Here is a 25,194-nt window from a genome sequence, read left to right as displayed (position 1 = left end):
AGGAGGGCCTGTCGGTCAACGCCTGGCTGGTACGGGCCGTCGCCGCTGCCATGGAGCAGCCCGGCGAGCGGGCCCGCCCAGCCGCCCGCAGCCGCCATCGGGGCCAGCAGGGCTTCACGGGCTGGGTCCGCTAGCTCAGTACCTCTCCCTCACCCACCCTGCCCCAGCCACCGCTGGGAGGTGCCCCCTACCAGCGGGAACTCACACCACAGTCATGAGGACGGGACAGCCATGCCCAGTTTCGACACTCCCGAACCGATCTCCGTCACCCTCGAATTCGACATCGGTACCGCCCGCATCACGGCGAGCAAGCGCACCGACACCGTCGTCGAGGTACTGCCGAGCAACGGCGCCGACGACGCGGACGTACGGGCCGCGCAGCAGACCGAAGTCACCTGCTCGGGCGGCCGGTTGCTGGTCAAGGGGCCCAAGAAGCGCTCCCTGTTCGGCAAGAGCGGCTCGGTCGACGTCACCGTCGAGCTGCCGACCGACTCGGACCTCCTGGGCGTCTCGCCCATGGCGGACCTCATCTGCGAAGGCCGGCTGGGGGAGTGCCGGCTCAAGACCTCGCTCGGCACCATCCGGGTCGAGGAGGCGGCAGCCGTCAACCTGAGGACCGGCCACGGCGCGATCAGCGTGGACCGGGTCACGGGAGACGCCGAGGTCACCGGGGCCGGCCGGATCGACATCGGCGACATCGCGGGCGCCGCGCTGGTCAAGAACGTCAACGGTGAGTCCGTGATCGGCGAGATCGCCGGAGACCTGAAGGTGAGTTCGTCCAACGGCCATATCGCCGTGGACATCGCGCATGCCTCGGTCGACGCCAAGTGCGCCAACGGCTCCATCCGGATCGGCGGCCTGGAGCGCGGCCGGGCCACGCTCCAGGCCGCCGCCGGTGACATCGAGGTCGGCATCCGGGAGCCCACCGCCGCCTGGCTCGACGTGCACACCCGCGTCGGCAGCGTGCGCAACTCCCTCGGCCCGGCCGAGGCCCCCGGCGACTCCGGCGACACCGTCGAGGTGCGCGCCCGCACCGGCGTCGGCGACATCGTCATCCGCCGCGCCTGACCGAGCGATCCGCCGTCTGCGCGACCGCGGCTACGAGGCGGTGTTGTGCCACAGGCCGGTGCTGTGGGCATCGATCAGAGCGCCGATGCGGGTGAGCATGTCGCCGGCGGGCTGCGAGTCGAGGCGGCGTCCGTCACGCAGGCGCAGGGCGACGTGATCGTCGGCGGCTTCCCTGGCGCCGATGACGGCTTGGTAGGGCACGAGGCGGGCCTCCCGGATGCGGGCGCCCAGGGTGCCGCGTTCCGGTCCGGCGATCTCCGCACGCAGCCCGAGGTCGGTGCATCGCTGTGCGAGGGCCGCGGCGTTCGGCATTTCGGCTTCGGAGATCGGGAGGATCACCAGTTGGACGGGGGCGAGCCAGGCGGGGAACGCGCCGCCGTGCTGTTCGATGAGGTGGGCGACGGCTCGCTCCACGCTGCCGATGATGCTGCGGTGGACCATGACCGGCCGGTGTTTCGCGCCGTCCGCGCCGATGTAGTGCAGATCGAACCGCTCGGGCTGGTGGAAGTCGACCTGGACGGTGGACAGGGTGGACTCCCGGCCGGCACCGTCGGTGACCTGGACGTCGATCTTGGGGCCGTAGAACGCGGCCTCTCCCTCGGCCGCCTCGTAGGGCAGACCGGAGCGGTCGAGGACATCGGTCAGCAAGGCGGTGGACCTCTGCCACATCTCGGGCGCGGTGACGTACTTCCCGCCGGCGCCAGGGAGGGAGAGCCGGTAGCGGGTCGGGCTGATGCCGAGTGCCTCGTACGCCCGGCGGATCATCTCCAGGGCGGCCTGTGCCTCGTCGGCCGCTTGGTCCAGGGTGCAGAAGATGTGCGCGTCGTTCAGCTGGATGGCCCGGACGCGGGTCAGCCCACCGAGCACACCCGAGAGTTCGGAGCGGTGCATGCCGCCCAACTCGGCCATGCGCAGGGGTAGTTCGCGGTAGCTGTGGGAGCGGGAGCGGTAGATCACCGCGTGGTGGGGACACAGGCTCGGCCGCAGGACGACCTGCTCACCGCCGAGGTGCATCGGGGGGAACATGTCGTCGCTGTAGTGCGACCAGTGCCCGGAGATCTCGTACAGCTCCCGCTTGCCGAGCACGGGCGAGTACACGTGCCGGTAGCCCGCCCGCCGCTCGGCGGTGCGGATGTACTCCTCCAGGGTGTGCCGCACGGTCGCGCCGTCGGGCAGCCAGTACGGCAGTCCCGCGCCGATCAGTGGGTCGGTGTCGAACAGGTCCAGCTCACGGCCGAGTTTGCGGTGGTCATGCATGGCGGTCTCCTCGCGGACGTGAGGCGAGTGACCTCCCCCAGGCACTCGGCTTCGGTCGAGGAGGGGGACCCCATGGCAAAGCCCCGGGGCACTCGCCCCGGGGCTTTTGACTAAGGCATCTGTCAGCGCGCCGGGACACTCTCCGGCGTCGTCGTCATGGCAGCGCGCTTCATGCCGGCGACGCTAGCAGGGGAGCTCCGGCGTCCGCACGGTCATTTTTCGGCACGGCCTGGCTAGGCGGGCCGCACGGAGTCGAGCAGGGTGGCGCACCGGGCGAGCAGGGCGACCAGCGTTGCCCTTTCCTCGTCGGTGAACTCGGCGGCCAGTGTCCGCTCCACCCGCACCGCCCGCGCGTCGGCGTTCTCCATGACGGTGCGGCCCTCATCCGTGAGCCGGGTCTCCAGGACGTTCTTGTGCCACTCGTGCGGAGTGCGCTCGATGAGGCCGCGCTCCTGGAGGTTCTTCAGCACCGTGTTCATGGTCGGCGGCGTCACTCCGCATGCCCGCGCCAGCGCGGCGGCCGAGATGCCGGGCCGCTCGGAGCTGTAGAGCAGAGCCGCGTACTGCGGGACCGTCAGACCGGCCGGCTTCAGCGCCGCGTTCTTGGCGCCGTTCAGGGCCTGTTCGGCTCGCTTGATGGAGGAACCGAGGCGCTCGGACGCGGGCATGGACGTCATCTCCGCATCGTAACGGCCATACATCAGGCAAGCCCTCACCCAATGATGAGCACCCATATAAAAATTAGAACCTTGACGAGCATTAGAGTTCTAACTTAAGTTCGTGCACATTCGATCGCATGCGGACGACACCGCATGCGCCGAGAACGGGGAGGCACCCACCCATGTCCCAAGCGATCACACGCCGCACTCTGACCTCGGCCGCCCTGGCCCTGACCGCCGTCGTCGTGCCGCTCGCCGCCACCGCGAGCGGCCAACCCGCGGCCGCGTCACCGGCCTCGCACGCCGCCGCCCGGCACGAGACCCGCGCCCGCGTCTCCACCGCGTACGACCTGCCCGGCGACCGCGTGTACCCGGAAGGCATCGCCGCCGACCCGCGCACCGGCGACATCTACGTCGGTTCGTACGCGACCGGCGCCGTCTACAAGGCGACGCCCGGACACCGCGCCGCCCAGGTCTTCCTGCCGTCCGGCACCGACGGGCGGACCACCGCGAACGGCCTGAAGGTCGACCGCGCCGGCCGGCTGTGGGTCATCGACTCGACCGCCGGCGTCGCCGTCTACGACCTGCACGACCGCAGGCTCATCGCCCGCTTCGACGTGACCGGAAGCGCCAAGTCGTTCGTCAACGACCTCGCGATCGCCCCGGACGGCAGCGCCTATCTGACCGACAGCTACCGGGGCGTCCTCTACCGCGTCACGCCCCGGCAGCTGGCACGGGCCGCCGCGCACGGCGGGCGTGCCGGGCTGACCACGGCCTACGACGTGGCCGGTGCGCTCCCCGACACCCCGCCCGGCGGCCTCGCGCTCAACGGCATCGTGGCCGACCCCTCCGGCCGCTATCTGCTGACCGTCGACATGACCGCGGGCACCCTCTACCGCGTCGACCTGGCGTCGGGCTCGGTACGCCGAGTCGCCCTGCACGGCGGAGACGCGCTGCACGGCGACGGCCTCGAAATGCGCGGCAACACCCTCTGGGTCGTCCACAACGTGTCCAACACCATCAGCCGGTGGAAGGTCGTCGACGACGGCGCGTCCGCCCGCATGGGGCGCCGCATCACCGACCAGACGCTCCAGATCCCGACCACGATCGTCCACAGCGGCGGCCGGACGCTCGTCGTCCGCTCCCAGTTCGACAAGGGCGGCCCGATGGGCCCAGGGACGCCGCAACCGTTCACGGTGGCCGAGGTGGACGGCATCTGACCCGTACGGCGACACCATGCGCGCCCGGACCTGATGTCGGCGAGGCCGGCGACGAGCTGGGCCCGGGGCGGCTGCCGGCGAGCTCCACGGTGCAGGTCGCGGCGCTGGCGCGGTCGGAGTTGTTGTTTATTCGTAATCCACTCAGACGCAACCTTCGGTACGGCTCGTCTGTCACACACCAGATCGATCGATCATTCCCTCGCTCTTCTGGGAGACACTGTTGCGCATAAGAACCATGGCTGCGATCGCCACGGTGACGGGCCTGGCCGCCGCGGGACTGACCTTGCCGCTCGCGGGGTCCGCCACGGCCGCCCCGGCCACGCGTGCCGACTTCAACGGTGACGGCTACGACGACGTTGCGGTCGGTATGCCGAAGGCGACCGTGGACGGCAAGGCCAAGGCGGGGTATGTGAACGTGCTGTGGGGCAGCGCGAACGGGCCCGCCAAGTCCACCGTCGTCAGCCAGTCCACCGCCGGGGTGCCGGGCACCTCCGAGGCCGGCGACCTGTTCGGTACGGCGGTGGCCGTCGCCGACCTCAACGGCGACGGCTACGCCGACCTGGCCATCTCCGCCTCAGGCGAGTCCCTCACCAGCTCCACCACCGAGCACCACGGCACCGTCACGGTGGTCTGGGGCTCCGCGTCCGGCTTCACCAAGGGCGGCCTCACCGCCGCCAAGGGCGACTCGGAGTTCTCCCGGCTCGGCGGGAAGATCGCGGCCGGCGACTTCGACCACGACGGTGACCAGGACCTGGCCCTGAGCGCCTCCGGCGAGGAGGGCGGCAGCACGCGGATGCGTCCGGGCCCGTTCACCTCGGGCTCGCCGACCAGCACCCAGCTCATCGACGGGTACGCCTTCGGTGGCGCCCGTGCCCTGGCCGCCGGTGACTTCGACGGCAACGGCACGGACGACCTGGCGGTCACCTTCAAGGGCACGGAAAGCTCCGGCACCCGTGTCTACAGCCGTACCTCGGGCGCCTGGTCGACCACGTGGAGCACCGGCGACTACGGCAGCGCGATCGCCACCGGCGACTTCGACGGCGACCACACGTCGGACCTGGCCATCGGCCTGGTCCAGCCCAACCCGGAGGCCGACGGCACCTTCTGCGAGGACCGCCTCGGCGGTGCGATCGCGGTGGTCTACGGCAAGGAGGGCACCACCCTGGGCGGCAATGCCGCGTGCACCACGCAGTCCTCGCCGTATGTCGGCGGCACCGCCGAGGCCGAGGACGACTTCGGAGCGTCCCTGTCGGTGGCCAACCTCGACCGGGACACCGTCGATGAACTCATCGTCGGTGTCGGCCACGAGGCCGTCGGCTCGAATGCGAACGCGGGCTCGTACCTGTGGCTCGCCGCGAGCCACACCGGCGTGATGACCGGCCCCGCCTTCAGCCAGAACTCGACGGGCGTGCCCGGCACCGCCGAGACGGGCGACCTCTTCGGCGCGGCCGTCTCGGCCGGGGACTACAACGGCGACACCTATCCGGACATCGCGATCGGAGCCCCCGGCGAGAACAGCAAGTCGGGCGGCGTCTGGTTCCACCCGTCCCGTGAGGAGGGCACCCCGCCCCCGATCACCTCGGTGACCCCTGCTGGTCTGGGGCTCAACGGCGCGGTCGAGCACGGCGGTGTACTGGGCCTCTAGGCGACCAGGACCGGGTGCGGTACCGCGTTTCCGCACCCGGTCCGGTTTGGTACCCGGTCCGGTTCGGTTCCAGTGCCTGTCCGCCTGTCCGCCTGACCGACTGTCCGCCTGACCGACTGCCGACGCCGCGGCGCGTCAGTGCGGTGTGTCAGCACCCGCATCTGCAACCCCCGGCCGGAGAGTTCCTCCTGCGCGAGCAGTGCCGCGACTTGCACATGACGTAGCGGAAAGTGCTGGCATGTACCCCATGCACGCGAAAGATTTCCGCAACAAGCCCCTTTCCATTGGTGAGGTCGCCGAACTGACCTCCCTCACCCCCAGGACGATCCGCTACTACCACGAGATCGGCCTGGTGCCTGAGCCCGACCGGGACGGCGCGGGCAACCGGTCCTACCGCATGGAGGGGATCACCCGGCTGCTGTGGGTCCAGCGGATGACCGCGGCCGGGCTGAGCCTGGAGGCTGTCCGCGAGGCCGCCGAAGCCACCGACGACCAGCAGGTTCAGACACTCCTGACCGAGCTGGACCGCGTCCTTGCGGCCAAGGAGGAGCGACTGCGGCAGCAGCGGGCGGCGGTGGCCCGGCTCCGCGAACTCGGCAGCACCACCGGCCTGTTCACCCCCGAGGTGGCAGCCGTCTACAAGGCAGCCGGACTTGAGGTCCCCAGCAAGGAGGAGCAGGAGTTCATGCTCCTCCTGGAGGCGACCCACGGCACCGGCGCCGCGCTCGACATGGTGCGGGCCGAAGCCTTCCTGGAGACCCGCCCGGATCTCAAGGCGGAAGGCGCACGGCTGGCCTCGCTGTTCGACGAGCTGGCCGACGCCGACATCGATGACCCCCGCGTCGAGCGGTACGCCCAGGAGATGGCGGCGTACAACGCGGCGGTGGAGGCCGCGGAGGAGGCAGCCGGAGTGCACCCGACGGAGCCGGACCTCAGCGAGGCCGACGACCGGGGGATCATGCTCGGGTCCCAGGCCATGGGCGCTGCGACCGTCCAGCCGTCGCCCGCCCAGGCCCGTGCCGTGGAGCGCTACCTGGACCTCACGATGGCCGACTACTTGGAGAAGAACGGTCCGGATACGGAGTAGGTCGTCTTCTTCGGATCTCTGATCGCCGGTGCGGTGGTGTCGTTGACCCGGGGTGACGCCCCGCGGCTCGCGGACGGTGCGCCAGGGGGCTGGCGAATGACGGCTTGCGAACGTGCGGTTTGTGGCCTGCACTGGCCGAGAGGCCCACATCCGGTGGTCACAGACCACCGGATGTGGGCCTTGTGCGCTGACCAGAGGTGGTCAAGCGCAGTCGCCCACGGCGTTGTCGTGTGTGAGGGCACAGACGATGCGCTCGCCGTGTTGCGCGCCGTACTGCTGGGTGAGCGCATTGCGAAACTGCTTCCACTGCTGCCGGGACTCCGTGATGGCACCTTGCACGGCGCTGTTGAAGTTTCCAGCCACCTTGCCGCGGGCGGTAGTGGGAGCGCTGGTGGCCCCCGTAGCCGGGTCAATGAGGCCGTTGTCCTTACTGAGTTTGGAGTGCTCTATGCGCTTCGAGCAGCCCTTGAGCAGTGAGAAGCAACCGGTCGTCAGCTGTTGCGGAATCGCCGAGGGGCCGGGTGGCTGGGAAGCGGTGAGGTTGAGCAGCGGCGAGGGTGCTGAGCGGCCCAGGCCCGGAGGGTTGTCGAGTCCGGCCGGCCGAGCGGGGTCAATGCGGTCAGTCCAATTGCTGTGCGAGTAGAAGTCCTGGACTCCGTGCAGGGCGCGGCCGAAACCTTCGATGGCCTCGCACTTGTCCCGACCAGGCAGCCCCAATGTATAGGTGCAGTCCTTCTGTAGATCTACCTCGGAGGCTGGGACGCCGCCTTCAGCGTCGAGGGTGCCGCCAGCTGCGGTAACCCCCTCCCGTAATCGTTTCTGCAAGTGCGCTATGCAGTTTCGCAGTGTGTCGCTCGCCTGCCCTCGACTACGTGGGTAGCCCTTTACATCCAAGTAGTCCGCGTTGTCGCAGTGTGCAGTAGGGGTGAGGATCTCGTCGGAGTCTGGAGCGCCGACCGCTCCGAAAGTGCCGGTGTGGCCCGCGAGCTGGTCGATAGAACGTGGCTCGAAGCAGGCCCCGTCCGAGGAAGTGCCTGGCGGGCAGGACAGTGCCGCGCGTGTGATTCTCTCGTGCTCCGAGTTCTGGCCTAGCGTGTTGACCGTACCGAAGGCTCCCGCGGGCTGGGCGCCGAGCACCAGCAGGGCCTGGCTGGCGACGACGGCCGCGCCGATGGCGAGAAACTTGCGACACCGTTGATGACGCGTCGCCTTCCGTGACTCTCTTGCGGGTCTCACACACTCTCCTTGGTCATGGGTCAACGCAGCCGAGACGCGGCTGCTCACGGTCGCGTACCGCAGGAAGCTGCACGCGCGGATGCGGTGAAATATGGCGAACACGCCGCGGCGAATGCGTCGCATGCGGGATGGGCCGCACCAAGACAGGCCGTTGCCTGACGTGATGGAACGCGGTGCCCGGCAACGCGACTGCCATGCAGTCTGTGCCGGCGCACGCATCGGGGATGACTCGTAGGCCGCGGCGCAGGGGGCGACAGAAGTTCCTGGCCGCCATCAAGATCGAATCAAATGATGGCAATTGAGGAATTTTCCACCTGCACAAGGACGCTTGGGTGAGGGCTTCATGCTCCTGGCCGCCACGGACCAGAGCAGCGCGCGGCGCTCGCCGCTACGGGGATAAAAGATGAGAAGGTGAGAGATTCGAAGGAGTTCGAGCTTCGGTAGCCGGTGGTTGCCCACGGGGGCGCGCAGGGTGGGCTGGAAGAGGAGATACGCAATGCGAGTGCTCTTGGCCGAAGATATGCAGCTCCTGCGCGGCTCGTTGGCGAGTCTGCTGCGGCAGGAAGCGGACGTCGAGGTCGTGGCGGAGTTAGAGCGTGGGGACGAGATAGTGCCGACCGCACTGCGCACCGAACCAGATCTCGCGCTCATCGATATCGGCCTACCTGGCATGGACGGACTCACTGCGGCTGCCCAGTTGCACGAACGCCTGCCGTCATGCCGATGTCTCATCGTCACGAGCCTGGGCCAGCCCGGGAACATCCGGCGTGCTTTGGAGGCACATGCCACGGGATTCCTGCTGAAGGACACCCCGCCGGACCAACTCATCCTGGCTATCCGGAAAGTCGCGAGAGGCGAGCGGGTCATCGATTCGGAGTTGGCGGCGTCAGCGTTGGAAAGCGCTCCGAATCCCTTCACCCCGCGAGAGGCCGAGGTCCTACGACAGGCGGCCGAAGGTGCGCGGCCCCAAGAAATCGCCAAACGGCTGCACCTGGAGCTCAGTACCGTACGGAACCACCTGTCGAGGGTCGTCACCAAGTCAGGCGCCAGAAATCGCGTCGACGCCATCCGGATCGCCCTGCACGAAGGATGGATCTGATGTCTTCCAAGGGAGCAGGCGTCCTTGGGCCAGAGAGGCGCCGTCGGAGCCGGTCATGACGGTGGCCGGATAGTCAGCCGGTAGGCGGGCCTCCAGCCGGAACTCTTCTACCCGGGCAGTTGCTGGGCGTGAGACGAGCAGGCTTCCGCCTAGGAGGGCGACGCGCTCGGACAGGTTCCGCAACCCGCTCGATTCGGAGGGCTCGCCGCCCCGTGCGGGATGAGGGCGATCGTTGACGACGATGAGCCGGGTAGTGCCCTTGTGCTGGGTGATCCGTACGGCGCAGTGACGCGCCGTACTGTGACGCACGACATTGGTCACTGCTTCCCTGAGCACCGCCGCCAGAGTGCTGCCGGAGCCTTGTGACAGTGCGACCCCGTAGTGCGAGAAGTGGGGCGTTATGCCGGCCGCCTGGAGTGTTGACCGGGCAGAGACCAGCTCCGACTCCAAGGAGAGGTGGCGGTATCCATGGGCGACCTTACGTACTTCAGCGTGCGTCTGTCGGATGGCCTTGATGAGCTCGGTGACCTCAATGCGGGCGGCCCTCGGGTCCTGAGCGAGCAACCGGTGGGTCAGCTCAGCCCTGATCGAAGCGCTGGAAAGCGTATGGCCCACCAGATCGTGGAGGTCGCGTGCGAACCGCAACCGCTCCTGGGTGACGGCTAACTGTGCCAGATCCATACGCAAGGCGTGGACCTCGCGGAGCTGACTGGCCAGTCGGACCACGGCGAACAGTGTCAATCCGATCAACGCGCTGATCACCTGCCCGTCCAGCGCGCAGTGTGCGTCGTGGGTGACTCCGTACACCAGCAGTGGGTTGGTGACGGTCACACAGCCGGCCAAGAGCCAGGCGGCCCGGCCGTGCGCGCTGAAAAGGAGGGAGCCAACGAAAAACCCCGGCACGCCGTTCCACAGCTCTCCGACAAGGAGATGAGGGAGGTGAGACAGCAGACCCTGCACCGTTAGGGCAAAACGCCCCCAGCGTAGCTGATGGCCGCGCAGGACACAGGTGCTGACGTGTACCTGTACTCCGATAAGCACTGCCACTACGATTCCACTGAGGATGACGGTGACGGTACTCACGGGCGCTCTGGCGATATGTAAAAGGACCACGCCAAGGAAGCCGACGGAAATGGCTGTAACGATAGCCAGAGCCAATGCCTGCGCTCGTGGTGGTGTACTGATCTCAGTGCCGAACTTCGCTTTTGCGTCCCCCATGAAACCCCTCCGAAGTGAGCGTGTTTCCGCTGTCCATGCAGCTGCTGGCTCCGGGGAGGCGCGCCGGATGTCTCCTGAGGCTGGCGCGCCTCCTGCAAGGCTGCCAACGCTGTTGCGAAGACGTTCGCGCCCTCGCGAAGACCGGCGGCAATCATAAGGAATCACGCTTCGAGGCATGACCCGTTATTTTTGGCCAACCTGCCTGGGATTGGATTCGGTGCTTGCGTAAGCGAGCCTGAAGTGGCTTTTTGCGGATCTCTGGATTCCGGTTTTGCGATGCGATCTGCCATCTCCAGGCTCTGGCTGGATTTACGCGGGCGCCGTTCCTGTGCCCGACTGTGAAGTATTACCGGGGGATTTCAGGAGTTTCTCTCTCGCCATGAGATAGCTCGCCAGGCAAGATTCGTGATGTGCCCACCAAGAACGCGGGGCGCCGACTGGGCTTCTCCGGCCCACTACGCCTGGGGAACCGGCAGACAGCAGAGGGGTATTCGATGGACAAGCGCTATGAGAATTACTGCATGGCCGACCCAGTCTTCTTCGAAGCCCCCGGCCGGTCTGGCAACGGCGCAAGCAGTACCGATTTCGAGGTGTCCGGCCGTCCCGTTCCCGAAGGGTGGCGGCAGCATCGAGGGGACATGTGGCTCGAGCTTCACCCCCTTGGTGAGCACATGGTGGAACAGGGGTGGAAGGTGCACGCCTCGGGTACCACGGACAACGCCGAACGCATCATTGAGACGGTGTGGGACTACTGCGTCCCCCGTCGCTACGGTTTCAAGTTTCTGCCCAGCAGGCACGCCTTCCTAGGTCAGAATGGTAAGTACGCTCCGCGGGGTGCGAGCGGCAAGCTCGTCACGATCTACCCTCGTGACGAGGCGGAGTTGACCGATGTGCTGACTGGTCTCGCCGCTCTCCTGGCGGGCGAGCCTGGCCCGTACATCCTCAGCGATGCGCGCTATGAAGCCGGACCGCTCTATGTGCGTTACGGAGGGTTCCGAAAGCGGGAGATCCTGCTGGAGAGCGGTGACGTCGTCCCCGCCATGCAGCGGCCGGACGGCGAGCTCGTACCGGATATACGTAGGCCGACCTTCGAGGTGCCTGAGTGGGTGACCCCGCCAGACATCCTGAAGAAGAGCATCGAGGCACGCACCGTGCCCTCGGAAGATACTTTCCCGTACCAGATCCTCAAGCCGCTCCATTTCTCCAATGGCGGTGGAATCTATGTGGCCAAGCGCCTCTCCGATGGACTCCAGGTTGTTCTGAAGGAAGCCCGGCCGCATGCGGCGCTCGATATGGAGGCAGCCGACGCTGTAACCCGGCTCCTTCGCGAGCGGGATACCTTGATCAAGCTCGACGGGGTGCAGGGGCTGCCGCGGCTTCATGAGCACTTCACTGCCTGGGATCACCACTTCCTGGCCATTGAGTACTTCGACGGCGAGCGGCTGAGTTCCAAGGAGGCTCAGACCTATCCGTTGCTCGGCGCGGACGTGGACGAGGAGCAGAAGACGGCCTACACCCAGTGGGCCATGGATATCTGCCGACAGGTGGAGACACTGCTCGGTGAGATCCACGGCCGGGGCGTGGTGTACGGCGACCTGCACCCGCACAACATTCTGGTGCTTGAGGACGGCCGGGCAGTGCTCGTAGACTTCGAGACCTCGTCCTTCGACACCGAGGGCTTCCAACAGGCCATGGCCGCCCCGGGTTTCGCGGCGCCTCGTGAATACCGCGGTACAAGGGTCGACATCTACGCGCTGGCGATTCTGCGCCTTTGGCTCTTCATGCCCCTCGTTCCGGTTTTCACGCTGGACCGGGAGAAGATCCACGACCTGATCGACGCGATGCGGGAGAACTTCCCCGTACCGGCAGAGTATGTCGAGGCCATCCGCAGCGGCCTGGGGACGTCCATGCCCAGGACCAAGGCGGCTGAAGCGGGCATCGGCCGTCCTCAGGTGCAGATCCAGGGCGAGGCCACCGACTGGCCGCGGCTGCTGGACTCCATAGCGGCGGCGATCAAAGCCAGTGCAACACCCGAGCGGGAGGACCGGCTTTTCCCCGGCGACGTACGACAGTTCTCACACGTAGGCGAGACCTTCGCGTTTGGCGCGGCAGGCGTGCTGTACGCGCTGCGAGAAAGCGGCTATGAGATCCCCGATGGGGCGGATGAGTGGCTGTTGTCCGCCGTCGAGCGCAGCAGCACCAACCAACCGGGATTCTTCGACGGCCTCCACGGAGTGGCCCACACACTCCAGAAAATCGGCCGTGAGGAGGAAGCCCTGCAACTGATCGAGCAGATTGACTCCACACTCGACCAGTTAACCAACCCGAATCTGTTCGGCGGCCTGTCGGGTATAGGGCTGAATCTTCTGCACTTCGCCGACGTCACAGGTGACAGCACGATGCATGGCCGTGCCACACAACTGGCCGAGCGAGTAGCCGAATCGGTTGTCACCGGTAGCTTCCCGCGTGCTGCCGGTGCCCGCTCCGGAGCGGAACTCGGACTGGTCCGCAAGTCGATGGGACCGGCTGGCCTCATGCACGGCTGGTCTGGGCCCGCGCTCCTGATGTTGCGGATGTACGAGCACACCGGTGACAGCTTATGGCTGGACGCGGCATTCAAGGCGTCCCACCTGGACCTGGACCGCTGCCGGGTTTCGAGCTTCAACACCTTGAACGTTGACGAGGGATGGCGGCTCAATCCGTATATCGAGGCTGGCGCCGCAGGAGTCGCCGTCGTTGGCTCGGAGCTGCTGCGTCATCGCGAGGACGGTCGGCTGTTGGATGTCCTCGAAGCGGCACGCAACACCTGCGCCGGCGGTTTCTTCGTACAGCCTTCCCTCTGGAACGGCCGCGTCGGCCAGATGGTGGCCCTGCAGCACATCACGGGTCCCAGCGATCCCGAGACGGTCCAGGTCACCCGACGCCATCTCGACCGACTGTCCTGGTATCAGCTCGGGCTTCACGGAGAGGCCGTCTTCCCCGGCTTCCAGCTGATGCGGATTTCAATGGACTACGCGACTGGAAACGCGGGCATTCTCCTCGGCCTCAAGAGTGCGCTGAGCGGTACCGCGAGTTTCCTCCCATTCCTCCGTCCGGACCACCACGCGTCCTGACGGCGGGTTAACACCCATCATGAGGCCGTCTTGGCCCCATACCATTAAAGGAGCATTGCTATGGCGAACATTCTTGACCTGCAGTCCCTGGAGCTTCGTGACGAGGACGTCGTTGCCCTGGGTTCCGGCCAGAGCCAGCACTGCAACGACACCAGCGGCATCAGCGTCTTCTGCTGATCGGCTGACTGAGATCGGATCAGTGCGGGGCGGCGCAAGCCGCCCCGCACGTCGTTTCCGACCGCGACGGTCGGCCGCAGACTCCGCGGTACCTGAAAGGAGAGGCGATGGACGACAGCCAGCAGCGCCCACGTGATCAGGCTCCGGGCACGTGGCGCCGAATCGCAGAGTGCGCGGCGCCGTTTCGCGGCCGCCTCATGGGTTTCCTTTTCCTCGTACTGCTGGAGTCGGCGCTGATCATTCTGCCGGCACTCCTTACCCAACGTATCGTTGACGAGGGGGTGTTGCGGCACGACAAGGGACGAATTATCGAATTGGTCCTGCTGCTCGTAGTGTTGGCGACCGTCACTGTCGGGGTGACCTTTCTAGAGCGGCGTTTGGCCGTTGGCATCGGCGAGGGCATGACCTTCAATCTGAGGCGGCGTGCCTTTGCCCATGTGCAACGTATGCCCGTCTCCTTCTTCACCCGGGTGCCGACTGGGAGCCTCGTTACTCGTCTCGACTCCGATGTCCTTGGGGCCCAAAGGGCATTTACCACCACCGCGTCCACGCTGCTGTCGAACCTGGTAGCGGCCGTCGCGGTGGCGGCCACCCTGGTTTTCCTGTCCTGGCAGATCACCGTGCTAGCTGCGGTATTGGTGCCCGCGTGCCTGCTGCCGGCTCGGGTTCTCAACAGGCGTCTGCACACGCTGAACCGGAGACAGCTGACCGACAACGCCGCGCTCGTGAGCTTCATGACCGAACGGTTCAGTGGCCAGGGGGCTGTTCTTACCAAGCTCTACGGCCGAACCGAGGCCGAGGCCAGGCACTTCGAGCGCCGGGGCAGTCGGCTGCGCGATGCCGGTATACGGCTGACCGCTACCAATGCCCTGCTCGCGCTCACCGTCTCATGGCTGGCGACCATGGGAACCGCCGCGGTCTATCTGGCAGGTGGGCTCTTGGCGGTCGACGGTGGCATCACCGTGGGCACGCTCATGGCCGTGGTCACTCTGATGGCTCGCCTCTATGGACCTATCACCTCTCTCTCCCAGGCTCGCGCCGAGGTCACCGCCGCGGTTGTCAGCTTCGAGCGCATCTTTGAGGTTCTGGACCTTGTTCCCGACATCCAGGACAGCCCCACGGCCATGGCACTGCCTCCAGAGGCGGCGTCCATCACTTTCGAGAACGTCCGCTTCCGTCATCATGCGTCGCCAGGTTCCAGCCTCGTTTCGCTCGGCAAGGAGACACCGACCGGTGGAGCGGAACGGGACATTCTCCGGGGCATCGATCTGCACGTCGAGGCCGGCCAGACCCTCGCCGTGGTCGGCCCGTCGGGCGCGGGCAAGTCGACTCTGGTCAATCTTGTGTGCCGGCTGTACGACCCGGTGAGTGGCACGGTTCGCATCGGCCGGCACGACCTGCGCACCGTCACCCAGGAGTCATTGCGGGATGGGATCGGAGTGGTGGCCCAGGACAGTCACTTCTTCCACGACACGCTGCGGGCCAACCTGACTTACGCGCTCCCCGACGCCACCGATGAGGCATGTGAACGCGCCTGCCGGGACGCCATGGTCTGGGACACCGTGCAGCGCTTGCCCGAGGGCTTGGACACCGTGGTCGGTGACGGCGGGCATCACCTCTCGGGGGGTGAGCGGCAACGGCTCGCGATTGCCCGGTTATTGCTGAAGGATCCGAGGATCGTGGTGCTTGACGAGGCGACTGCCCATCTCGACTCGGAGTCGGAGGAAAGGGTCCAGCAGGCCCTGGCGCGAGCCTTGCAAGGTCGCACAGCGCTGATTGTGGCGCACCGTCTGTCCACCGTGCGGGGGGCCGACCGGATTGTTGTGCTGCGAGATGGCGGCGTGGCCGAGAGCGGCAGCCACAAGGAGCTGCTGGCGGCTGACGGGCACTATGCCTCGCTATGCCGCGCGCAGTTCGGCGACAGTGTGGCTGAAGCCGGACGCGCGGTCGGCATCACCGCTTGAGATACGCCAGAACGGCCAGCACTCGTCGGTGATCCGTGCCGGTCGCGTGCAACCCGAGCTTGTCGAAGATGTTCCCGATGTGCTTCGCGACCGCGGCCTGGGTGATGGTGAGCTCATGAGCGATCGCAGCGTTGGCGCGCCCCTCGGCCATCAGGGCGAGCACCTCCGTTTCGCGAGGGGTGAGCGCCTGTATGGAGGACCGACCGTGGCGCCGCCCCAGCAGTCGGCGGACGATCTCTGGGTCGATGACGGTCTCGCCGGCGGCTACCCGCCGTACTGAATCGAGGAAGTCGAGAACATCTCCGATGCGGTCTTTGAGGAGATAGCCGGCACCCGCATCGCCCGTCTCCAGCAGTTCGGCGGCGTAGTCGGCCTCTAGGTACTGCGACAGCATGAGCACGGCGAGGCCCTGGTGCTCCTGCCGCAACGTCACGGCAGCCTGTATTCCCTCGTCCTTGAACCCAGGCGGCAGGCGAATGTCGATCAGTGCCAGATCGGGCATGTGGTCGCGCACCGCTGCCAGCAGCGAGGGTGCGTTGTCCACTGCCGCCACTACTTCGTGGCCGAACTTCATGAGGATCTGCACCAGACCCTCCCGCAGTAGGGCGGAATCCTCGGCAATCACGATGCGCATGGAATCTCCACATGCAAGCGGGTCGGTCCGCCGTCCGGACTCGACACATGAACGGATCCCTCAAAGGCGGCCACACGGTCGGCCAGGCCCAGAAGGCCGCTGCCGGCCTCAGCATCGGCGCCTCCGACGCCGTTGTCGTACACCTCCAAGACCAGCCGCGGCCCTGCGCGGTGCAGAGAAAGCCGTGCCTCGGTCGCGCCGCTGTGCTTGACGACATTGGTCAGTGCCTCGCAGGCCACGAAGTACGTTGCCGCTTCCACCGCTTCCGGCGGGCGCGTTCGCATGTCGTCCAGGTCGATCCTCGCCTCAGTGGGCACGACGCAGTCCTCGGTCAGAGCGGTGAGGGCGGTTGGCAGCCCGCGGTCGGTGAGAGCCGCAGGGTAGATGCCATGGACCAGGTCCCGCAGCTCGTTGAGGGTGGTACGGGCCTCCTGGTACGCCTTGTCGACCAGTTGCCGGGCCTCCGGATCGCTGTCGGCAAGCTCCAGACGGGCCAGACCCAAGGACATGATCAGTGCGGTGAGCCGTTGCTGTGCCCCGTCGTGCAGATCTCGCTCGATCCGGCGGCGTTCCGCGTCGAATGCGTCCAGAATGCGGGCCCTGGAGCTTACTAACTGTCCTATTTGTTCGTCTCGGTCCGGTGACGCGGAGCTGCTTCCCTTGGTCAGCAAGTTCGTAGCGATACGAGCCCGAAGGTCCGCATATCTGGTGAGCACCAGGAAGACGACAACCAGCGCTATGGCTCCACACGGCACCAGAACCAGCGCCTGGAGGCCCGTACGGGCCTCGAATACGGCCACCCGCAGCTCGCCATCGCGTGTGAAGCCGCGCAGTAGTGGAGCCGCTAGAAGGCTGACGGACATCAGCAGACTGCCCGCAACCAGGGCGAAGTCGGCGATGGCCACCGCACAGTGGGCCGCCGCGTAACCGAGCTCCCACCATGTCGCGGGCTCCCTGAGCCGCCGCCATGCCCAAGTAAGCGCCCCGCCGTCCTCTTGTGTATGCGGTGCGTGGGGCGTGGGCACCCTTCGGCCCGTGAACAGACGGAGTCGGGCCCGTTCCACCGCCCCAAGCGGGATGCCGGAGAGCGCCGCAGCGGAAAGCAGCGGGATGCCGATGAGAAACAGGGCGGTCGCTGCGCCGAGCGCCACCGTAGGGAGCCAGGCCACCAGCCAGGGCAGTGCCACCGGAAAGCCACCAGCCAGGTACAGTGCCGACCGGCCCAGCCGCTTTGACTTCTGGCCCAGCAGCGCGCATATCGCGGCGCTACGCTCCTGTACCTGCAGCCTCACTGTCCCCCTTCGGCGCCGCTTGCCCGCCCCGGCCGTGAAACACGGGTAGATCCAGCACTACCCCCGTATTCCACCACGCTCCACTGACGTCGATCTCCGTCAGGGATTGAATAGGGCCATGAAGACGACGCCACCGACCTCCATCGACTACCGGCCCGTTACGGGTGAACATATGGCCGTCCGTTTGTGCTCCTTACGCAAGGTGCACGGTAAGGGGGCGGGTGCGGTAACCGCCCTGCACGGTATTGACCACGGCTTCCCTGCAGGCACGTTCACCGCCGTGATGGGACCCTCGGGGTCGGGTAAATCGACGCTGATGCACTGTGCGGCCGGGCTGGAGCGCCCCACCGCGGGGACCGTCGCCCTCGGCGGCCGGGAGCTGGGCGAGCTGTCCGAGCGGCAGTTGACGCTGCTGCGCCGAGACCGCGTCGGCTTCGTCTTCCAGGACTTCCACCTCATCCCCGCGCTGAGCGTCGCCGCCAACGTGGAGTTGCCGCTGCGCTTGGCCGGCCGCCGGCCCGACGCGCACCACCTGGACGACCTATTGGCGCGAGTGGGTCTGAACGACCGCCGCCGCCACCGGCCCGGTCAGCTCTCGGGCGGCCAGCGGCAGCGCGTCGCTCTCGCCCGCGCACTGATCACGCGGCCCGAGGTGGTCTTCGCCGACGAGCCGACCGGTGCGCTGGACCGGGCCTCCGGCCGCGAGGTGCTTGCGTTGCTCCGCGGAGCCGTCGACGATCTGGGGGCTACCGTCGTCATGGTGACCCACGACCCGCAGGCGGCAGCCTGGGCCGATGAGGTGCTGCTGCTCGCCGACGGGCGGCTGGTCGACCGGCTGGCCGGGCCCGAGGCCGCCACGGCAGAGACGATTGCGGCTCGCCTGGCCACCCTGGGAGTGTGAACGGTCGTGCTCTCTCTTGTCCTTGCCTCCGTCCGCACTCGCATGGGGCAGTACGTGGGCGTCCTCCTCGTCTCCGCCATGAGCGCGGGGCTGCTGACCCTGCTGGCCTCCGTCCTGGACAACGTCCACCGCGCCGACCCGGGGCACCGCGCCGAGCGGTCGGCGCAATCGCTGCTCGGCCTGATCGGCGGCACCTCCGGCTTTGCCACCCTGCTACTGGTCGCCAACACACTGGCCCTGGTGGCCCAGCAGCGGCGCACGGAGATCGGGGCGCTGCGGGTCATCGGAGCGACCACGGGGCAGGTCCGGGCCCAGATCGTGAGCGAGGCCGCGGTGGTCGCCGCGCTGGGCGGCGTGGTGGGTGCGGCCGGCGGAACCGCCGCCCTTGGCCCTGTACTTGACTGGCTCATCGACCACCACGTTCTGCCGAGCGGACCCCAACCCGACTTCTCGCCCGTCGGCTTCGCGGTCGGGCTGCTCTCCACCATCGTGATCGCCATCCCGGCGGCGCTGGCGGCGGTACGCGGTCCGTTGCGCACCGGCCCGGTCGCCGTCCTCCGGGAAGCCGCAGCCGAGCGCCGCACGCCGGCTATCGGGCGCGCGATCGCTGCAGTCGCCATGCTGCTCCTGGCCTGGGCGGTCTGGGACCGCTACGGCCGCAAGAGTGGCGCACACGAAGCACTCAACGGTGCGATGGCCCTGTGCCTGACCCTGCTCGTCGCGGCCTGGCTGTTGCTTCCGCTCGTGGTGCGCCCGGTGGCCGCGCTGAGCGCCCTGCCCGGACGGCTGCTGTCCCGCTGTACGGGTCGTCTGGCGGCGGCGAACAGCGCGGCGGCGGGACGGCGGGTGGCGGCCATGGCAGGTCCGGTGCTGCTGGCGGCCGGGCTCAGCACCATGCTGCTGTGCGGCAACGCCGTATCACATGCGACCGTCACCGCGCAGAACGCGCTCCAGCAGGAGAACAACGACGTGGGCATGCGCATCCTCATGACCCCTTTGATCGTCTGCGCAGCCCTGGGCATCCTCAACACCCTGTTGCTGGCCACCCGTCAGCGCCGCCGGGAGTTCGCGGCGCTGCGGTTGGCCGGGAGCACGCGGGCGCAGCTGCTGCGCATGCTGGGCTGGGAGTCTGTCGTCGTGGTGCTCAGCGGGTTGTTGGCGGCCGGATTGGTCATCGTGGTTTTCCTGGCCGGGCTGTCGAAGCGGATCGCGCCCTATCTCACGGAGGTACCTGCCGTGTTGCCCTGGGCAGACATGGCTCAAGTGGCGGCGGGCTGCGCCGGATTGGGAATGCTGGGGGTACTCGTCCCCGGTGTTCTGGTGCTGCGGGTAAACGCTGTACGCGCGGTGGAGTAGCGGCTGCCACACCAGGAAATGCACTGACCTGGCCCTGACCGGCGAAGATGCCGCAGTCGGGGCTGGTGTGCCCGGTTGGATTTCTGCCCTTTGTCGACCGTATGGCACGGAGAGTTGGATTTCTGCCTGCCTCCGTTCGATCGCGCACCGGCCGACAGGATTTCGGTCGGCCGGTTGTGGCGGGGCACGAGTCAGCGTGGTGAAGTCACTGAGTCATGACGTGCAGCGCAGATATGGACGCGTCGACGATGCCGTCCCACAGTGGCGACGCCAGAAAGCCACTGTCGGGGCTCCGGGCGCTCACGGCGTCGAGGATCTCGTTGAGTCGGTCGGCCAGCACTTGCATCGCTTCTGCTTCGCGCGTGGAGGCCGGCGTCCTACCGACTGCTGCGTTCGGGTCATCCAGGACAGTCGTGTCGTCCAGGACGTTTACTCTTAGGGTGAAATCGTCAAAATATTCCGGATTCGGGTAATTCCGTTCGATCCGGAAGTGTTTTGATATTCGGGATCCGAGAATGCCCGAAGGGTCAATACTGCTCGGTATCGGCTTCCCGTTCCTGCCTGTAATTTCGCCACCGGAATTGATCACTACGTGATCGACCTGCTGATATATTTGCGGGTTGTTCGGATTGCCTTCCCCGACCCTGATGCCGTTGCCCTTTCCGTCGTTCCAGCGAGTTGGGGCAGGCCGGCGCATGAGCTGCGTCTCGCCCGTCGTCGGGAAGGCCGCGCCCCCTCTGAGCCGACTCCGAACGGGTCGACTGGGGCCGACCCGCGCCATGCCGGCCCCAGCCGCTGTTGTTCGGTAGGGGCATCCGTCTCCCATCGGCAAGATCCCCGTGTGCCTTGCCGCACACCAATCCCCTTGTGATGCAAGGGAGGTAAGACATTGAGGCATCCTGAGGTACCGGCGCTGCGGGCGACGGCGCTCGGTCGGCCAGGACGCCGTGCGCTCGACCGCCCTGCGGTGGCGCCCCGGCCTCGAATCCGATCGGTTCTCGAGACACCGAGGCCAACCCCTTGACCTCGGTGGCCCCGGCCACTAATTTGCGGTAGACGTCGACCCATAACTACCGAAAGGAGGCGACCAGCGGATGAACACCAGCTCTGATCTTGGTCGTCTCGCCCAGAGCACGGTCTGGGTTCCGGGTCGGATCGCGCACGGCTGCTGAGCACGCCGTTTTGATGTGCCCGTTCGTGGCACGTTTTGGGTTTCCTCTCACCATCTCCCGGCACGTCGCTGTTGCGCGCCGTTTTGCGCCCGCTCCTCGCATGTGGCGCGTCTGAACACAGAAAGCTGCCTGAAATTGGCGAACATGATGAATCGACCGATCGCGCACCGAAAGGAAGGCCTGTCATGGTAGCGGCGCGGATCACGGTCAACGGGAAAGAAACTCCGATTTCACCGGCTGCGCCCCACACCACAGTGCTGGATTTTCTGCGCGAGCGTGGCCTCACCGGTACCAAGGAGGGCTGCGCCGAGGGTGAATGCGGCGCCTGTTCGGTCCTGGTGGCCCGTCCCGGGGTGAACAAGCCCACCGACTGGGTGGCGGTCAACGCCTGCCTGGTCCCGGCCGCGGCGCTCGACGGTCAGGAGATCATCACCTCCGAGGGCCTCGCCACCGCCGGTGAACCCGGCACGCCGCCCACCCTGCACCCGGTGCAGGAGGAGATGGCGGCCCGCGGCGGCTCCCAGTGCGGTTACTGCACGCCGGGATTCATCTGCAGCATGGCCTCCGAGTACTACCGGCCGGACCGCTGCGAGCACGGCAACCCGCTGGAGGACGGCGAGGCCGACGCCGAGCACGGTCCGAACGGCTTCGATCTGCACTCGCTGAGCGGAAACCTGTGCCGCTGCACCGGCTACCGCCCGATTCGCGATGCCGCGTTCGCCGTCGGTGCGCCCACCGACGAGGACCCCCTCGCCCAGCGCCGCGACGCGGAGCCGCCCGCACCGGTTGCCACCGAGTACACCCAGGACGACAGCACGTTCCTGCGGAAGAACACCCTCGCCGAAACGCTGCAGCTGCTGCGCGAGCGGCCCGACGCGGTGGTCGTCGCCGGCTCCACCGACTTCGGCGTCGAGGTCAACATCCGCTCCCGCAGGGCGGATTGTGTCGTCGCCATCGACCGGCTGGCCGAACTGCGCGAGCTGCGCGTCGAGTCCGACTACATCGAGATCGGGGCGGCGCTGACGCTCACCGAGATCGAGCGTCGCCTCGACGGCGATGTCCCGCTGCTCGCGGAGCTGTTCCCGCAGTTCGCCTCCCGGCTCATCCGCAACGGTGCGACCTTCGGCGGCAACCTGGGTACCGGCTCGCCCATCGGTGACAGCCCGCCGGTGCTGCTCGCCCTGGAGGCGTCGCTGGTGCTCGCCGACGCCGACGGTGAGCGTGTGGTTCCCCTGGCGGACTACTTCACCGGCTACCGGCAGAGCGTGCGCCGTCCCGACGAGCTGATCCGTGCGGTGCGCATCCCGCTGCCGCTGTCGCCGGTCACGTCCTTCCACAAGATCGCCAAGCGGCGCTTCGACGACATCTCCAGCGTGGCCGTCGGTTTCGCGCTCGACATCGAGGACGGGATCGTCCGCAAGGCGCGCATCGGTCTGGGCGGCGTGGCCGCCACCCCGATCCGCGCGCTCGCCACCGAGGCGGCCCTTGAGGGCAAGCCGTGGTCGACGGAGACCGTCGAGGCCGCGGCCCGGGTGCTGCGGGGCGAGGGCACACCGATGAGCGATCATCGCGCCAGCTCCCTCTACCGCTCCGCGATGCTCGGCCAGAGCCTGCTGAAGCTGCACGCACAGACCACAGAGGCGGTGTCGTCATGAGTCATCTGTCCGAGCTCCCCGAAAAGCCTGTCGTCGGCGTCTCGATGCCGCACGAGAGCGCTTTCCAGCACGTCACCGGCACCGCGCTCTACACCGACGACCTGGTCCAGCGCACCAAGGACGTGCTGCACGCGTACCCGGTCCAGGTCATGAAGGCCCGCGGCCGGATCACCGCGCTGCGCACCGAGCCCGCGCTCGCCGTGCCCGGCGTGGTCCGCGTGCTGACCGGTGCCGACGTGCCCGGCGTCAACGATGCCGGCATGAAGCATGACGAACCGCTGTTCCCCGACGAGGTCATGTTCCACGGCCACGCGGTCGCCTGGGTGCTCGGCGAGACCCTGGAGGCGGCCCGGCTCGGTGCGGCGGCCGTCGAGGTGGACCTTGAGGAACTGCCCTCCCTGATCACACTCCAGGACGCGATGGAGGCGGGCAGCTATCACGGGGCCCAGCCCTTGATGGTGCACGGCGACATCGACGCGGGCTTCGCCGACTCCGCGCACGTGATCACCGGCGAGTTCCAGTTCGCCGGCCAGGAGCACTTCTACCTGGAGACGCACGCGGCGCTGGCCCTGATCGACGAAAACGACCAGGTGTTCATCCAGAGCAGCACCCAGCACCCGTCCGAGACACAGGAAATCGTCTCCCACGTGCTCGGCGTGCCCTCCCACGAGATCACCGTGCAGTGCCTGCGGATGGGCGGCGGCTTCGGCGGCAAGGAGATGCAGCCGCACGGGTTCGCGGCCGTCGCCGCGCTCGGCGCCAAGCTGACCGGTCGGCCGGTCCGGTTCCGCCTCAACCGGACCCAGGACCTGACCATGTCCGGCAAGCGGCACGGGTTCCACGCCACGTGGAAGATCGGCTTCGACGCCGACGGTCGTATCCAGGCCCTGGACGCCACCTTGGTGGCGGACGGCGGCTGGAGCCTGGACCTCTCCGAGCCGGTGCTGGCCCGAGCGCTGTGCCACATCGACAACACCTACTGGATTCCCAACGCGCGCGTCGCCGGTCGCATCGCCAAGACCAACACGGTCTCCAACACCGCCTTCCGCGGCTTCGGCGGACCGCAGGGCATGCTGGTGATCGAGGACATCCTGGGCCGCTGCGCGCCCCAGCTCGGCCTGGACCCCATGGAGCTGCGGGAACGCAACTTCTACCAGCCGGGCCAGGGCCAGACGACGCCGTACGGACAGCCGATCACGCAGGCCGAACGGATCTCCACCGTGTGGCAGCAGGTGCAGAGCGACGCCGGCATCGCCGATCGCAAGCGTGAGATCGCCGCCTTCAACGCCGCGCACCCGAACACCAAGCGGGCCCTTGCGATCACGGGCATCAAGTTCGGCATCTCGTTCAACCTCACCGCCTTCAACCAGGGCGGCGCGCTGGTGCTGATCTACAAGGACGGCTCCGTCCTGATCAACCACGGCGGCACCGAGATGGGCCAGGGCCTGCACACCAAGATGATGCAGGTGGCCGCGACCACGCTGGGCATCCCGCTGCACAAGGTCCGCCTCGCCCCGACGCGTACCGACAAGGTGCCCAACACCTCCGCCACCGCCGCCAGTTCCGGGGCGGACCTCAACGGTGGGGCGATCAAGAACGCCTGTGAGCAGCTGCGCGAGCGGCTGCTGCAGGTGGCCGGCTCCCAGCTGGGTGCGAACGCCTCGGACGTGCGCATCGTCGAGGGCGTTGCGCGCAGCCTCGGCAGCGACAAGGAGCTGGCCTGGGACGACCTGGTGCGCACCGCGTACTTCCAGCGAGTCCAGCTGTCGGCGGCCGGTTACTACCGGACCGAGGGTCTGCACTGGGACGTGAAGACGTTCAGGGGCTCGCCTTTCAAGTACTTCGCCCATGGCGCCGCCGCGACCGAGGTGGAGGTCGACGGCTTCACCGGCGCCTACCGCATCCGTCGGGTGGACATCGTGCACGACGTCGGCGACAGCCTGTCCCCGATGATCGACATCGGCCAGGTCGAGGGCGGTTTCGTGCAGGGCGCGGGCTGGCTGACGCTTGAGGACCTGCGCTGGGACGCCACGGACGGGCCGAACCGCGGCCGGCTGCTGACCCAGGCGGCGAGCACCTACAAGCTGCCGAGCTTCTCGGAGATGCCCGAGGAGTTTAACGTCACGCTGCTGGAGAACGCCACCGAGGAGGGCGCGGTCTACGGGTCCAAGGCGGTGGGTGAGCCTCCGCTGATGCTGGCGTTCTCGGTGCGCGAAGCGCTGCGGCAGGCCGCCGCCGAGTTCGGGCCGAGCGGGGTCGAAGTCGAGTTGGCCTCGCCCGCGACGCCGGAGGCGGTGTTCTGGGCGATCGAGGCGGCTCGCCAGGTCGATGGGTCCCGGAACGGTCACGCCGGCAATGGGTCTGCCACCAACGGCCACCCCGGAAACGGGGCCGCCAAGGGCAAGATCCGAACCGCCGCAGAAGCGTTGAGTGGTGCCTGA

Annotated in this window: 19 protein-coding genes; 12 read left to right on the top strand and 7 right to left on the bottom strand. The window is 67.5% G+C overall.

The genetic code is table 11. From position 1 onward, the window contains the following. The first annotated feature begins 231 nt into the window (after nt 1-231). Complete coding sequence (locus AB0I10_RS28105) at nt 232-1,068, top strand: DUF4097 family beta strand repeat-containing protein (RefSeq protein ID WP_363155432.1); 837 nt, start codon at nt 232-234, stop codon at nt 1,066-1,068. A 30-nt stretch (nt 1,069-1,098) separates the two neighbouring features. Here AB0I10_RS28105 and thrS read toward each other — a convergent pair whose 3' ends face one another. Continuing rightward, nucleotides 1,099-2,370 (bottom strand): threonine--tRNA ligase, encoded by a 1,272-nt coding sequence (gene thrS / locus AB0I10_RS28100; RefSeq protein ID WP_363155431.1) that lies wholly within the window; start codon nt 2,368-2,370, stop codon nt 1,099-1,101. 188 nt (nt 2,371-2,558) lie between these two features. Continuing rightward, on the bottom strand, nt 2,559-3,002 hold the full coding sequence (locus tag AB0I10_RS28095) for a MarR family transcriptional regulator (protein ID WP_363155430.1): 444 nt from the start codon (nt 3,000-3,002) through the stop codon (nt 2,559-2,561). A 164-nt stretch (nt 3,003-3,166) separates the two neighbouring features. Between AB0I10_RS28095 and AB0I10_RS28090 the strand changes: the two genes are divergently transcribed. From AB0I10_RS28090 to AB0I10_RS28080, 3 genes are all read left to right on the top strand, one after another. Beyond that, the gene (locus AB0I10_RS28090; RefSeq protein ID WP_363155429.1) at nt 3,167-4,204 is read left to right on the top strand and encodes an SMP-30/gluconolactonase/LRE family protein; all 1,038 of its coding nucleotides are present in this window, start codon (nt 3,167-3,169) and stop codon (nt 4,202-4,204) included. Between the two features lie 235 nt (nt 4,205-4,439). After that, the gene (locus AB0I10_RS28085; RefSeq protein WP_363155428.1) at nt 4,440-5,849 is read left to right on the top strand and encodes an FG-GAP and VCBS repeat-containing protein; all 1,410 of its coding nucleotides are present in this window, start codon (nt 4,440-4,442) and stop codon (nt 5,847-5,849) included. 247 nt (nt 5,850-6,096) lie between these two features. Then, the gene (locus AB0I10_RS28080; RefSeq protein WP_363155427.1) at nt 6,097-6,936 is read left to right on the top strand and encodes a MerR family transcriptional regulator; all 840 of its coding nucleotides are present in this window, start codon (nt 6,097-6,099) and stop codon (nt 6,934-6,936) included. Nucleotides 6,937-7,137: 201 nt separating this feature from the next. On the opposite strand, the gene AB0I10_RS28075 is transcribed toward AB0I10_RS28080, so the two are convergent. Further along, entirely contained in the window at nt 7,138-8,172 is a 1,035-nt protein-coding gene (locus AB0I10_RS28075) for a CinY protein (RefSeq protein ID WP_363155426.1), read from the bottom strand. 496 nt (nt 8,173-8,668) lie between these two features. Between AB0I10_RS28075 and AB0I10_RS28070 the strand changes: the two genes are divergently transcribed. Further along, nucleotides 8,669-9,271, top strand: coding sequence for a response regulator transcription factor (locus AB0I10_RS28070; RefSeq protein WP_363155424.1), 603 nt, complete (start codon nt 8,669-8,671; stop codon nt 9,269-9,271). On the opposite strand, the gene AB0I10_RS28065 is transcribed toward AB0I10_RS28070, so the two are convergent. Further along, entirely contained in the window at nt 9,212-10,489 is a 1,278-nt protein-coding gene (locus AB0I10_RS28065) for a histidine kinase (protein ID WP_363155423.1), read from the bottom strand. The genes AB0I10_RS28070 and AB0I10_RS28065 overlap by 60 nt on opposite strands. Nucleotides 10,490-10,983: 494 nt before the next feature. On the opposite strand from AB0I10_RS28065, the gene lanKC reads away from it, so the two are divergent. The 3 genes from lanKC (at nt 10,984) to AB0I10_RS28050 (ending at nt 15,743) form a co-directional block, all read left to right on the top strand. Continuing rightward, nucleotides 10,984-13,602, top strand: coding sequence for a class III lanthionine synthetase LanKC (gene lanKC, locus AB0I10_RS28060; RefSeq protein ID WP_363155422.1), 2,619 nt, complete (start codon nt 10,984-10,986; stop codon nt 13,600-13,602). A gap of 60 nt (nt 13,603-13,662) precedes the next feature. Beyond that, the gene (locus AB0I10_RS28055) at nt 13,663-13,779 is read left to right on the top strand and encodes a class III lanthipeptide (protein ID WP_363155421.1); all 117 of its coding nucleotides are present in this window, start codon (nt 13,663-13,665) and stop codon (nt 13,777-13,779) included. A gap of 107 nt (nt 13,780-13,886) precedes the next feature. Further along, a complete protein-coding gene (locus AB0I10_RS28050) occupies nt 13,887-15,743 on the top strand; it encodes an ABC transporter ATP-binding protein (protein ID WP_363155420.1) in 1,857 nt (618 codons plus the stop codon). Here AB0I10_RS28050 and AB0I10_RS28045 read toward each other — a convergent pair. Both AB0I10_RS28045 and AB0I10_RS28040 read right to left on the bottom strand, forming a co-directional pair. Next, nucleotides 15,733-16,377 carry a response regulator transcription factor gene (locus AB0I10_RS28045; RefSeq protein WP_363155419.1) on the bottom strand — a complete coding sequence of 215 codons (645 nt, stop codon included), beginning with the start codon at nt 16,375-16,377 and terminating at the stop codon, nt 15,733-15,735. The two genes, AB0I10_RS28050 and AB0I10_RS28045, sit on opposite strands and share 11 nt — an antisense overlap. Beyond that, complete coding sequence (locus AB0I10_RS28040) at nt 16,365-17,669, bottom strand: sensor histidine kinase (protein WP_363155418.1); 1,305 nt, start codon at nt 17,667-17,669, stop codon at nt 16,365-16,367. Before AB0I10_RS28040 ends, AB0I10_RS28045 begins: the two co-directional genes overlap by 13 nt. Before the next feature lie 118 nt (nt 17,670-17,787). On the opposite strand from AB0I10_RS28040, the gene AB0I10_RS28035 reads away from it, so the two are divergent. Together AB0I10_RS28035 and AB0I10_RS28030 are read left to right on the top strand one after the other, a co-directional pair. After that, the gene (locus AB0I10_RS28035) at nt 17,788-18,570 is read left to right on the top strand and encodes an ABC transporter ATP-binding protein (protein WP_363155417.1); all 783 of its coding nucleotides are present in this window, start codon (nt 17,788-17,790) and stop codon (nt 18,568-18,570) included. 42 nt (nt 18,571-18,612) lie between these two features. Next, nucleotides 18,613-19,926 (top strand): FtsX-like permease family protein, encoded by a 1,314-nt coding sequence (locus AB0I10_RS28030; RefSeq protein WP_363155416.1) that lies wholly within the window; start codon nt 18,613-18,615, stop codon nt 19,924-19,926. A gap of 205 nt (nt 19,927-20,131) precedes the next feature. Here the strand turns inward: AB0I10_RS28030 and AB0I10_RS28025 are convergent, their stop codons facing one another. Further along, the gene (locus tag AB0I10_RS28025; RefSeq protein ID WP_363155415.1) at nt 20,132-20,623 is read right to left on the bottom strand and encodes a hypothetical protein; all 492 of its coding nucleotides are present in this window, start codon (nt 20,621-20,623) and stop codon (nt 20,132-20,134) included. Nucleotides 20,624-21,283: 660 nt separating this feature from the next. Here AB0I10_RS28025 and AB0I10_RS28020 point away from each other — a divergent pair. Both AB0I10_RS28020 and xdhB read left to right on the top strand, forming a co-directional pair. Beyond that, nucleotides 21,284-22,753, top strand: a complete 1,470-nt coding sequence (locus tag AB0I10_RS28020; protein WP_363155414.1) for an FAD binding domain-containing protein — start codon at nt 21,284-21,286, stop codon at nt 22,751-22,753. Then, nucleotides 22,750-25,194, top strand: a complete 2,445-nt coding sequence (gene xdhB, locus AB0I10_RS28015) for a xanthine dehydrogenase molybdopterin binding subunit (protein WP_363155413.1) — start codon at nt 22,750-22,752, stop codon at nt 25,192-25,194. The genes AB0I10_RS28020 and xdhB overlap by 4 nt, the downstream gene beginning before the upstream one ends.

The sequence above is a fragment of the Streptomyces sp. NPDC050636 genome (assembly GCF_040654775.1).
Taxonomy (GTDB): Bacteria; Actinomycetota; Actinomycetes; order Streptomycetales; family Streptomycetaceae; genus Streptomyces.
The sequence above is the reverse complement of the archived record's forward strand: the minus strand, read 5'-3'. Positions and strand labels throughout refer to the sequence as shown.